Source organism: Leptospira ryugenii (assembly GCF_003114855.1).
Lineage (GTDB): Bacteria > Spirochaetota > Leptospiria > Leptospirales > Leptospiraceae > Leptospira_A > Leptospira_A ryugenii.
The window spans coordinates 215,195-227,725 of the sequence record NZ_BFBB01000003.1; the positions used below are offsets into that span (position 1 = coordinate 215,195).

At 41.5% G+C, this 12,531-nt stretch carries 8 protein-coding genes; 1 reads left to right on the forward strand and 7 read right to left on the reverse strand.

The features are described from left to right. Positions 1-10 precede the first annotated feature (10 nt). From DI060_RS05385 to rlmN, 6 genes are all read right to left on the reverse strand, one after another. Entirely contained in the window at positions 11-3,133 is a 3,123-nt protein-coding gene (locus DI060_RS05385; protein ID WP_209452003.1) for a Fe-S-cluster-containing hydrogenase, read from the reverse strand. A gap of 24 nt (positions 3,134-3,157) precedes the next feature. After that, entirely contained in the window at positions 3,158-3,673 is a 516-nt protein-coding gene (locus tag DI060_RS05390; protein WP_108974533.1) for a cytochrome c3 family protein, read from the reverse strand. A 223-nt stretch (positions 3,674-3,896) separates the two neighbouring features. After that, positions 3,897-5,894 carry a methyl-accepting chemotaxis protein gene (locus DI060_RS05395; RefSeq protein ID WP_108974535.1) on the reverse strand — a complete coding sequence of 666 codons (1,998 nt, stop codon included), beginning with the start codon at positions 5,892-5,894 and terminating at the stop codon, positions 3,897-3,899. A gap of 138 nt (positions 5,895-6,032) precedes the next feature. Next, complete coding sequence (locus DI060_RS05400; RefSeq protein WP_108974537.1) at positions 6,033-7,718, reverse strand: ArnT family glycosyltransferase; 1,686 nt, start codon at positions 7,716-7,718, stop codon at positions 6,033-6,035. Then, positions 7,715-7,999: a Cys-rich protein gene (locus tag DI060_RS05405; protein WP_108974539.1), complete on the reverse strand. Its 285-nt coding sequence runs from the start codon at positions 7,997-7,999 to the stop codon at positions 7,715-7,717. Before DI060_RS05405 ends, DI060_RS05400 begins: the two co-directional genes overlap by 4 nt. After that, complete coding sequence (rlmN, locus tag DI060_RS05410) at positions 7,983-9,041, reverse strand: dual-specificity RNA methyltransferase RlmN (RefSeq protein ID WP_108975646.1); 1,059 nt, start codon at positions 9,039-9,041, stop codon at positions 7,983-7,985. Before rlmN ends, DI060_RS05405 begins: the two co-directional genes overlap by 17 nt. Before the next feature lie 194 nt (positions 9,042-9,235). Between rlmN and DI060_RS05415 the strand changes: the two genes are divergently transcribed. Continuing rightward, a complete protein-coding gene (locus DI060_RS05415; RefSeq protein WP_108974541.1) occupies positions 9,236-10,540 on the forward strand; it encodes a sterol desaturase family protein in 1,305 nt (434 codons plus the stop codon). Here the strand turns inward: DI060_RS05415 and DI060_RS05420 are convergent. Next, positions 10,537-12,531: an LTA synthase family protein gene (locus DI060_RS05420; RefSeq protein ID WP_244594293.1), complete on the reverse strand. Its 1,995-nt coding sequence runs from the start codon at positions 12,529-12,531 to the stop codon at positions 10,537-10,539. The genes DI060_RS05415 and DI060_RS05420 overlap by 4 nt on opposite strands.

Here is a 12,531-nt window from a genome sequence, read left to right on the forward strand (position 1 = left end):
GTTCTCCCTACTATACTTCGTTTCTTACGCGAGTGAGGTAACTCACTGCGGGTCCAATGTTCAGGTATTCCAAAAGTTTATAAGACCTTGGATCTTTGAGAAGTTTTGCAACTTTTGATTCTGGATCGTTCACATTGCCAAACACGATGGCATCAGAAGAACAAGTTTGTTGGCAAGCCGACACAACCTCTCCATCTTTCAAAGTTCTACCCTCGTTCTTTGCTTGGATCTTTTTCTCAGCAACTCTAGAGGCACAGAAGTTACACTTCTCCATAACCCCTCTTGACCGAACTGTTACATCTGGATTCAATCCGAGGTTTCTTGGAGGAGTTGCACGGAAGGTGTATGTACCTTCACCTAAAAGATTGTGTTCATTCCAATGCTCTAACCAATTGAACCTCCTTACTTTGTAAGGACAGTTGTTGGAACAATACCTTGTTCCAACACATCGGTTGTAGACCATGTCATTGGTTCCTTCTGAACTGTGGATGGTTGCGGCCACAGGACAAACTGTCTCACAAGGAGCATTGTCACAATGTTGGCACATCACAGGTTGGTGTGCGATTTCCAAAGACTCTGGTTTTTCAGGGTCTCCGATGTAGTAACGGTCAATGCGTAGCCAATGCATCTCTCGGCCCATACGCACTTCATCTCGCCCTACCATCGGCACGTTGTTTTCTATATTACAAGCGACTACACAAGCACCACATCCGGTGCATTGAGTCAAATCGACAGCCATACCCCATTTGTAACCTGGGTATTGGAACTGCGAGCCAGGTTGGTCTGCTGGCGCATTCGCACCTTGGGCTCTTTGCAATTTGCCATCCACAAGAATCTTAGGGATTTCTGGTTCAGGAATCCCTGCGCCCGGGTTCTTTGCATACTCTTGGATTTTAGCAGAAAGAATCAAAGGTCTCTCTTTCCAATTAAGTCCCATCATCAAACCAGGGCTCATCATGTGGTGGTCCTGGGTGGTCGCCAATTTGTATTTTTTACCTGTTGGCACTATGGATATGGGAAGTCCAGAATAGACAAATCTTCCATTCACAAGCGCCGCGAGGACGTTTGCATTCTTTCCTACACCATTCCCGATGCCTCCGACAGACGTCCTTCCATAACCGAGAGCGATGCCCACAGCTTCTGGATGCAAACCTGGCTGGACAAGAGCTGGTAGATCAAAGGATTCGTTGCCGACTTTGATGGTCACAACGTCGTTTAATTTGATGCCCGACGAACGAGAGTATTGCGGGCTGATCGCAACGTAGTTGTCCCAAGTGACTTTAGATACAGGATCTGGAAGTTCTTGTAATTGAGAGTTGTTGGCTCTCTCTCCGTTTCCTATTCCCGTATTTGTGTAGAGAGATAGTCGTAAACCAGTTGGGCTGGATTTTAAAGGAGCAATGCTACCTTTAAACCCACGGGCACCTTTTTCTGAGAAAGGGTTCCCTTGTACGAGAACACCTGTTCGAAGCAAATCTTCCCAGTTTGTTTTTTTGCTGTACTTTGATTTGAGATAATCGTAATACGATTTAGCACCTGCAAGCGTTCCACCTGCCCAAGCGATGAGGCTGTCCGAAAAGGAACGAGAACTGAAGATAGGTCGAATGGTAGGCTGCTGTATGCTTAGAACACCGGATACAGCCTCTGAATCTCCCCATGACTCTAAGAAATGTGAAAGTGGAGCTAACCAATTGGAAGCAAGTGCAGTCTCGTCCACTCGATCTGAAACAGTTACAACTTGGGCTGCTTCATGCAGAAGTTTTTTCCACTCGAGTCCGTTTGGTGCCTCATACACTGGGTTGAATCCGTATAGAACTAAAACTCCAACGGTTCTTTCTTTCAGTGCTTTTTCAAGACTAACAATATTGCTTTGGTAATCAGCCCGCCCTTCTTTACGAGGGTTGCCAGCATCAACAGTCTTTCCATCATTGCCGAGTGCACTGTTTAGCATGTTCACAGCAATCTGTAAATCTACTGCATCATCTGTCTCCGATTGGGAACCTGAAGCAATGACTAGAGATTCGCCTTTGGCGGATAACAAGGCTTTTGCTGTCTTTTGGACAACTTCCTTGCTGATTCCGAGCTCTGCAGTGGTTTTTTCTAGGTCGATACCAGAAGTGCCAGAAATGCCAGAGAGTCCCAAATCAGAGAGTGCCTTTGCGATTGTTAAAACAAATTTTCTTTGGTCACCAGGTTTGAGAGGAATCCTTTGGTCCGCATTGGATCCTGTCATCGTTGGATGGGTTTCTGCAGCAATGAAGGTATTCACTGTCTTTTGGCCAGCTGTTAGGTCCCTTCTTTTGCTAAAGGCATTGTGAAATGGCACATCTTCGAGAAAATCACTGTCAACGGAAAGGATCACCTTTGCTCTGTCGAAGTGGTAGTTTGGAATCAGTGCCTTTCCATAAGATTTCTCTTGGGCAAGGCTTAAGGAGTCATCAGAAGATCCAAATGCGATTTCTAGGTGTTTTCCGCCGCCCGTCGCTTTTAAGAATTCATTGATAAGTTCCTTCTCGGAAGGAGAACTTAAAGGTTTGGTAACAATGACCGTTTTACCTTTGTTTGCTTGTAATTTCTCTTTTACGTCTTTGTCTAAAACAAACCAGTCGCTAGCTTTTGGACTACCTTCCACGATTTGTTGAGGTTCTTTGGCACGGTCAGCATCGTATAAATCAAAAATGGATGCCTGTCCAGACGCACAGAGTGCACCTTTGGAGAGCGGGTGGTTTTCATTTCCTTCCAGCTTCAGTGGTCTACCATCGCGTGCCTTGACAACAACACCGCAACCAACGGAGCAACCACCACAAACACTCGCATAGTGGTAAGAGTGTCCATGTTTTACGAAATCATACTGTTCGACTTCGTCCTTTTCGTTTTTAAATGTAAGGCTTACATAAGGAATGATCTTCTCTGCGGGTTTTGGGATACAACCAACAGTGGTCATCACCACAGAGGCCCCCATAAACTTTAGGAAGGTCTTTCTATCAAAATCTCCTTTTTTGATCCGAGAAATCAATGGATCTGGAGAAGTATAAAACTCTTGTTTTTGAAGCTCACCTTCTTTTGAGGTGCCTCTCAATTCATAAGACTGCCAATGCGCTTTTTTTTCTTTTTGGAAGCTATCGTCTTTCATCATGTTATTTGTGATTCCTCCGGATTACCTGTGACACGTCGAACAATCGTTAGGAGCATTATTCTCTCGGTGGCAGTCCACGCAGAATCCCATGTTTAACGACTTAGATTGTCTTACTTTCACCATCTCGGCCATATTGCCATGGCACTGTGAACAATCGACTCCTCGCTGAACGTGGCGAGAGTGATTGAAATAAACAAAATCTGGCTGGTCATGTACCTTGACCCAAGCAACAGGAACATTGTTATCATACTGTTGCACCAACCACTTAACATGCTCTTGGTTACCGGCTACGTTTCCGCCACCTTTGTGACAATTCATACAGGTAGAAGATGGTGGCACAGTTGCGTGTGCTGAAGTCTCCACGGTTGTATGACAATACTTACAATCGATTTTGTTATCGCCTGCATGTATCTTGTGGTTAAAGGGGATGGGTTGGTTGGGAGCATAACCCACATAACGGCTGGGTGAGAAAATCAGATATGCCAAAGCAGCCACAGCAACGATTGGCACTGAGATTTTTAGTATTTTTATATTCATTCCTTGAATTCCTGAACCCGATTTCACTGTCTTCTGACAAGAAAGGATAAAATCAGAAAAAAAGCAAGTATGTATGGGAATTTAGCTTAGAAAAATCACAGTAAGTGACATAAGTCAAAAAATGCCCCCAGTCCCTTTAATTGAAACTAAGTCTCAAAATTATAAATGGGTTCCATTTAAGATTTATTAGGTGGCTCTGAGCAAAATCTCTGAGATTGGCATCCTACTGAGTAAGTTTGAAGCCTCCACTCACACGCCTCAATGTTTCGGCTGCATGTTTTAAACTCCGAGAAGAGTTGGCCACAGTTTCGGAGCCCTGAGCTATGCTCATAGTTTCTTCATTGATCCCTAGTACAGAGATGGAAATCTGTTCAACCGCCCTCTTTTGCTCCCCTACTGCACTTTGTATGGACAGTGATTCCTTACCCACTGCATCTGATTGGAGGTTGGCCTCCTCATTGTAGGTGAGCTGGTTTGCTGTGGCATGGGACAATTTTTGCATAACAGAAGCAACTTCTGTAATCTCCACTATGATATGGTTGAAAAGATCGAGAGAGGAACGTATGCCCGTAGCACCGGCTTCTAGTTCTTGGCTATTGTTCCCAATCATATCTTCAATCGATTGGATCGAACGAGCCGTCTTTTCAGAAAGCTTTGAAATCTCTTCCGCTACAATGGCAAAGCCTCTCCCTGCTTCGCCTGCACGTGCAGCCTCAATGGCAGCATTTAGAGCAAGGAGACTGGTTTGGTCGGAAATTTCATCGATGATACCTATGACTTCTCTCATTTCTTTGGAAGATTCCAATATGACATGGATAACGTCTTTCATTTGAGCTAAAGACTGCCCACCCTTTCTCGCTTGGTCTGTAATGCGCTCTGTACTTTGCATGGCAATCTGAGTCTCTTTTTCGATCTCGATCGCATGCTTTGTCAATTCTTGGATCTTTTGGTTGAATTGGAGAATGTTTTGGTGTTGGTTGACAGTAGAGTTTACTGTTTGGTCTAAGCTAGCGACCACTTCCTCAGTCGTGGCAGAAATCTCTTCCGAGGATGCAGCTGTTCCTTGTGCCATTTCCGAAAAACGTTCTGCGGAAGAGTGCATTTCTTCAGAGGCACGAGAGACCTCTGTTGCAACCGATTGTATATCTTTCATTGCATTGCGTATACTGAACACAAAGGAAGACAAGGCTCGGTTCATACGACCGATCTCATCATCTCCTGCTTCAGGAAAAGATTCGCGCAGATCACCTTCTGCCATACGATCCAATATGGCGACCGACTGTTCTAAGGGTCTCAAGCGGATGTTGAGAAAACGAAGGATCAAATAGATTACAATGCTCGTGATGACAGCAACCAATAACAGGGACCATAGAATCATTTCCAAAAACACCTCAGTAATGTCTGATTTGGGCAATATGACTCCGATGATTGAGTGCAAACGATCCAAACGTTTGATGAGTAGGGAAAAACCTTTTCCTCCTTCTTCATATTCAAAGTATGAGCCATCACTAGCAGCTAATACTGGTTTTGCTTCAGGTATTTTGCTTAGGTCAATTTTTAAAATTTTGGACTTGTCTGGGTCTGCAAACACTAGACCCTCTGTGGTAAAGGCAGTTACATAACCGGTCTTTCCAACTTGAATACCCTCAGACATCCGGCTAGACACCAAATCCAAATTGAGAGCTACCCATAAAATCCCCACAAGATTTTCTCGTTGGAGAATGGGAAGAGAGATTAGATTTACAGGTAAGTGAGTAATGGGTGATTCGACTACTTTGCCAATATGGACTTTTTTTTGGAGAGCAATTTTGACATGTTCGCCCACTTCACTTTCTTTTAAAATATAACCAATGGAGCGTGGGATACCTGCTGATAGAACAGGCGCATTTTGTATCGGAAGTGAAACAAAGATATTCTCATAATCACCCTTGGTCTCCTCCATTATTTTTTCCAGATATTGGGTTGCGAATTGGGACCTAGTTGGAGTAAATGCATCCAATAGTTCATCTTGTTCGGAGACCAACTTCAAATACTTCATCTGGAAATCGTAAAAATTTTCGAAGTCAGAACTTGCACTCTTGCCTGCATTGTGCATCGCTGATTTATAAACGTTTGTTAAAAGATTCCATCCCAAAAGAAAGATAAGAGCGGAAACTGAGATAGATAATAGCAATATAGATAAAAATGTGTAAATTCCTAAAGTCTGTTTAAGGCTTTTCATACAATAAGAACAGTATGCACATTTAAAGAGGAGAAAAGAAAAAAAATGACAAAAGAAAAAAAAATGGCCCTGGTAGACACATCTACGGGCCCTAAAAACCAGACTTACACAATTAGCCTAGTTTATATCTCGTAAGAATTACGATTTCCCTGAAACTTTTCTTAGCCAAACTAGAGAAATTTTCTTAAGAACCAAGGCTCTTGTCTCTTTTTTTAGAAAAGAAACCGTTGGAGTTGCTATTTTGTAAGAATCTTTCTCCATAACGATCTCTATTTCATAACCAGGCCCTGCCTGCTCTTTCAATTGCCCCAAAAATTCAGAAGGTAGAACAAGTAGCCTCTGGGGGTGATCTGACCAAAGTGTCTTTAATTTTTCTGGGTCATAGATATTTCTAAAATTGCGATCTGCATAAAAGGCATAGGATCGTTTGGAATTGGATAGCCGATAGGTATACAAAACGGGCTCGTCTGGCTCCAGTTCCTTTATCTTTGCACCCATTTCTCGAGATGGTTGGTAGGAAGTTAAGAGAGGATAGTAAACCAAACTGATGGAACCAAAAAATAGACAGGCTCCTACTACCGTAAGTAAGAGTTCGATAGGCAACTTTTGTGCGAGTAAAAACACAAAGAGAATGGCAACAAAGAAAAAGACATAATAAATGACACCAGCATCCGCGACCAAACTCGGAAGCAAGAGGTATCCTACCAAATAAACAATCCCTGCAACCATGAAAGAAGGCCTGATTCTCTTGGCAGCAGAGGAAAAAAGACTCTCTTCTGCGATTCTTCCAAAATAAAGTGCTGCTCCAGGTAAAATCCAATAGATATACTGCGGAAGGGGGTAGCGCGAAAACGAAATCAAAAATAAAAACAAAAATACCCAAAACGGTACAACGAAATCAAGATGTGCGTATTCATTATTTTTAATCTTACGAAAGAACTCTTTTGCACCGATGGACTTATAATATTTAATCGCACGAAATAAGATGTAGATGATAAGCGGAAGCACTCCACTAAAAAAAGCCCAAAGAAAGTTTTTGTAAAAATAAAATGGGTCAAATTTTATGTTGTACATTTCTTTGTAGAATCTACCAAACGATTGTATCCAAAGAAAGTAAACAGGTCCGTAAGAATTAAAACTTTTATATAACAAGGCACACCAGAAAGCAGGAAGAGATGCCAAAATAAAAAAACCTGGTATCAATTTCATGGACCAGAGCAGTTTCCAATCTCTACGAAATAAAATATCCGCTCCTATGGAGATACATGGTATGACCACTGATATCGGACCCTTTGTAACAAATCCGATCGACATACTTAAATACATCAAATAAAAAAAGTTAGGATTTTTCTTTCTTCCCAGATAATAAAAATGATGGGTAAAGATCAGATAAGAAACCAGATACACATCAATCTTTGGATCGACCACCATGGCATAAAATCCAGGGGTAATCAGATAAAAGATAGTTGCTAAATAAGCTTGTCTTTCATTCTTCCAGATGAGCAAGGTGATCTGGAACAAAGAATACGCAGATAAGAAGGATAACAACAATGCAGGAATGCGGTATGCGATTTGGTTTAATCCAAAAATCTGAAAAGAGGTAGCAATCGTCCAAAATGTGAAAATGGGTTTATCTAAGTAACGACGACCATTGTCGATAAGAGTGAAAAAGTCCCCAGAGTGGTACATCTGCCTTGCAATTTCAGCGTATTGGCTTGAGTCGATATCAATGACATCTAGTGGCAATGTGAACAACAATGCCAGAGAAGAAAATAATACCAACAGTCTCAAAAAAAGTTTTTGGTCATTGCTATATGAATTCATTCTAAAGTCCCAATTTGTAATACACAATTTCCAAACCCTTGGCAAGATGTTGGCTCTTGGTCGTAACATTGTAAAATATCGCTATTGTGTGTGGTGCATCCGTCCATACAGGAAATGTGCCCTGATCTCTTTGCTTCGGGAGATAATTCCATTTTTAAGGTCTTTTCTGTACAGGAAACAAATTGGTTGCAGGCTAATGTACATTTTTGCTCAACGATATCCTGGCATGATAAAAAGAATAAAAGAAGTATTGAAATACTGATCTTAATGAATGTTTTCATTTCTAACTCCTTTGAGGGCTAACATTCCACAAGCTCCATTGATATCCCGGCCAGGACTTTGTCGATTGAGAATCGGCACTCCTGCTTTCTGCCTTAAATAACTTACAAAATCTCTCACTTCATCTTCTGTTGGTCGTCTCCAACCTGTAAAATCCGTATTCAGAGGAATCACATTGATTTTGCATTTATTCACAGATCTTGCTATTTTTACCAAACGATCCAAATTCTCTTTCCCCATATTTACATCAGGTATCATCACATACTCAAAGGTGATCATTCGATCAAGTTCTTGGGTAAACCGTCTGGCAGCGTCCAATAACTTTTCAAGAGGGTGTTTAACATTGATATCCATAACGGAGGAACGTGCATTGGGGTTCGGATGGTTGAGTGAAATGGCAAAGTTAAATGGTTCTTTATTATCAATGAATCTATGTATTCCCGGAACAACCCCGGCGGTCGAAATGGTGATCCTCCTTGCACCTAGGCCCATACCTTCTTTATCATGTAAAATATGAGCGGCCTTCATTACCGAAAAATAATTGTGCATGGGCTCACCCATTCCCATAAAAACAATGTTAGTTGCGCGATCTTGTACTATTTTTTCCACTTGAAGGATCTGGTCTATGATCTGCCAGGAATGCAGATTGCCCTTGTATTCCAGTAGACCTGTGGCGCAGAATGCGCAATTTAAAGTGCAGCCGATCTGCGAAGAGATACAAATCGTCTTCCGCTCTCCGTCGGCGCTCGGGATCCAAACGGTTTCCACTTCCTTGCCTGGCTCTACGTCGAAAGTAAACTTCCTTGTCCCGTCTTTAGAAATGAGCTCCCTACCCAATTGAATTTCAGGAAATACAGTCTTTTCTTTTAGGAGCTCTCTAGTTTCTTTGGAGAGGCTAGAAAATTGGTCTATGCTTGTGTATCTTGATTTATAGATCCCCACATAGATTTGTTTGGCTCGGTAAGCTTCCAGGCCGAGGTGGCGACAAATTTCGGTGAGATCTGTCAGGGATTTGCCTTTTAGAACCGGCTTTTCTTCCTTCATACGACCAATGTTTTGCTCCTTTCTCCGTCTGGAAAGCCTAGATTGCGGAAACCCCAGAGCCAAACCAAGGGAAATGGACATTGACAGCAAAAAAAAGGGGCAAATCCTGGAAACAGAGTTCAGTTTTTGCCAATTTTTTTAGGGAAAACCTGAATCTTTTTGTCTATTAGGCAGAGGAGTGGAAACATTTTTTTATGAACAGTGATGTTTTTATGGAGTATGCCTTCGGGGTGATGTTAGCCCTGATAGGAATTGAGGCCTTTGTTTCTTATATCAAAAAAAAGCACTATTACCGTCTAAACGTTTTCTTAGCCGATGTCAGCAATGGAGTTTTGTTTGCTGTCGCTGGCGTAGGAATCGTTGTGGTGGCGCTTTATTTTTACGATCTCGTAGAATCCAATCTATCCATACGTCGCTTGGGCTACGAATGGTTCCCTCTCACAAGCCCTATCCAACTTTCACCTTTTGCGATCCACTGGCACTCCCTCCTCTCATGGACCGTTTCCCTCGTACTCGTGGACTTCCTCTACTATTGGTTCCATAGACATACACATACGATTGCGATACTTTGGGCCTGCCATGTAACCCACCACTCTACCCAAGAAATGAACCTGTCGGTTGCCTTCAGGGGCAATGCATTCCAAAGGATTTTTGAGTATGCGTATTTTCTTCCTTTAGCTGTTCTAGGTATCCCTTGGGAAATGTTCTTTCTAAGCCACCGGATTTTAAAGGTTTACCAGTTTCTCGTACATACAAGATTTGTCGGAAAACTCGGTTTCTTGGAAACCTTTATGGTCACCCCTTCCAACCATAGAGTACGCCATGGCACGCAAAGAAAGTACCTGGACAGAAACCATGGTGGCATCTTTATAATTTGGGACAAAATGTTCGGTAGTTTCGCAGAAGAGACAGATGAACCGATCTATGGTTTAACAAAACCTGTTAACTCTTTCAATCCAATCACTGTAAACATTCATGTCTATGTGGATATCATCAGAAACATTCGAAAAGCCAGAAGTTTCGCTGACATTCTTGGGATTCTTTTCAAAGAACCTGGCTGGAAACCTGAATATCTACGAACTCCCGAAGATGAGTTTAAAGAACCAGCTTATACAGAAAAGTATGATCCAAACCCACCAACAAGTGTTATGGTCTATGTAGTCTTACAATCGCTTGTGCTTTTGTCTGTTGGATTGATAGTTTGGAAAGTAGCTAAACTTGATTTAAGCGATGCGTGGACTTTGATTGCCGTTGCATTTCTATTGACCTTTAGTCTTCTTTCGATCAATAGAATCATGGAAATGAAAAAGTGGTCGAAACGAACTGAGGTCATCCGAAACTTTCTCTTCTCGGGTTTATTTGTTGCGACATTGTTTTACATAAAGGTTCCTTTTATTACCTATTTCACTGTGCCTTTGATCGTGTTGTCACTTGCTTCGCTTTTCTGGGTGCTCATAAAGAGAAAGACATTTTTTGATGTCTCTCTCGATCATGACTAATTTTTTGATTTGATGGTGGCCAACTCTTTCTCGCTTGGAAAGAGTTTGTTCGCCTTAAGCAAATCCTGACTCAAGTTTAAAAATGCCTTTGTATGGTCACTGTGGTTTTTACACTGACTGATATCCACCTTACAGATATTTGTATCAACATAAGGTGGTTTGATTGTTTTGGTTTCACCAATGCCACCTGCCACAGATTGAAAGTACAACATTTCATTCTGTATCCAGCCAAAGATATTGCCGTAGGCAAAGTATGCAGAATCACCTTTTGTTTTTCGTAGGTCCCTACCCATACTGCTAAAATACAACTCTCGGTCCATAAATCCCAATATTGTCGGCAGTACATCCAATTGAGATGTGATATCTGTCCTTAGCTCCGGCTTTATCTTACCAGGAGCATAGATCAAAAATGGAACGTTTCTATCTTCATAGTAATTTAAATATCTATGGTGAGAATGATCAGAGACAAAGAAGAAAATTGATTTTTGAAAGTAAGGCTCTTTTTTTGCTTTTTCTACAAATTCATGGAGAGCCCAATCAGCATAGTGAAGTACATTTAGATACTCACTATCTTCAACTGTTTTATCAAAGAGTCTATATGTTTCATCTGGCACAACATAAGGGTAATGTGTAGTTCCTGTATGAATAACTGCCATTATTGGCTTCTCGTTTTGGTCCCGGGTTTTTAATTCCAGGTGCAACATATCTAAAGAAGCTTCATCCCAGAAACTCCAAGGCCCCGTTTTGTAATTGGGATTTTTTTCTAGTTGGACTTTACCAATGAGATCATCAAAACCCCAGTGGAACATGATACTCCCTTTGTTATTGAAACTAAGATCGGTGCCTGTGACAAATACAGTTTGGTAGCCTATGCCTTTTGATAGGGAACCCAAGCCAGAAAAACGATTTAATATCTGAGGTGTCCTGACAGCTGTTAACCCTGGACGATCTGGTATGCCACCTATTAAGGCCATGAGTCCATTTGTTGTACGCCCGCCGCTCGCAAAGAAATGGTTAAAAAACATACCTTTGCGGATGAGTTGGTTAAAATAAGGAGTGACTTCTTTGCCCTTGACTTTGGGATTTCCGATTAGATCTATAAATTTTCCCGTCCAACCTTCCAGAACAACGACAACAATGTGAGGAAGTGGCTCCTTCCCAAGTGCGGCTTTCTTTCGAAGCAAAGGATAGTCCTTTGAAACGAATGTAGTATCTGGATAAGCAATTGCATTTTGAACAATTTGAGTGGATTCTTCTAATGGCATAAAGTGGCGTTTGTCAACTTCAGTCATTTTGAGGTCAGTAATCGCAGTGAAACCTGGGTTTAGTATCAAATCATTCACCATAGTTTCTTTGGATATGATGGCATCACTTGTTCTCAAGGGACTAGTTTGCACCCCACCTCTAATGCCTAAAACCAAAAATACCAAGATGATTAGAAACTGTAGAGTCGCAATCTTGTAGTTAAACGGAGTATGTTCATACGGAAACCTTCGTTGGACTAGATAAATTCCATAAATGATGAGTCCTATGCCCAATAGAGAAGCTAGAAATAGAAAAGGGTTCTGGGAAAATGCCGAACCGATCAATGGTAACATTTCGAAACCTAGATAGGCAAAGGCTTCATAACCCAGATGTTTGTTTCCATTTTCGTAATAAACTAAATCGGCACCGAGAAGGAGGATGAGTATGATAAGAAAAAAAACGGGAACGACTCTCCAGACGAATCGAAACGCTTTTTTTGTATTTAGAAAATGAATGGAGGAGTATAAAAGACTGACTCCTATAAAAATGCAAATGACCGAGATATCAAAGCGTATTCCATACAAAAACGCTTTCAGGATTAAAAACAAATCCCAATTCTGAATCCTATATGAATACATAGCATAGAATGCAAATCTATATATTGTCAAAGATAGCATCCCAAATGCAGCAAGTAGCAAGTGGAATCGAATATAAAATGGAAGTCGAGTGAATGTTTTTTTTATCAT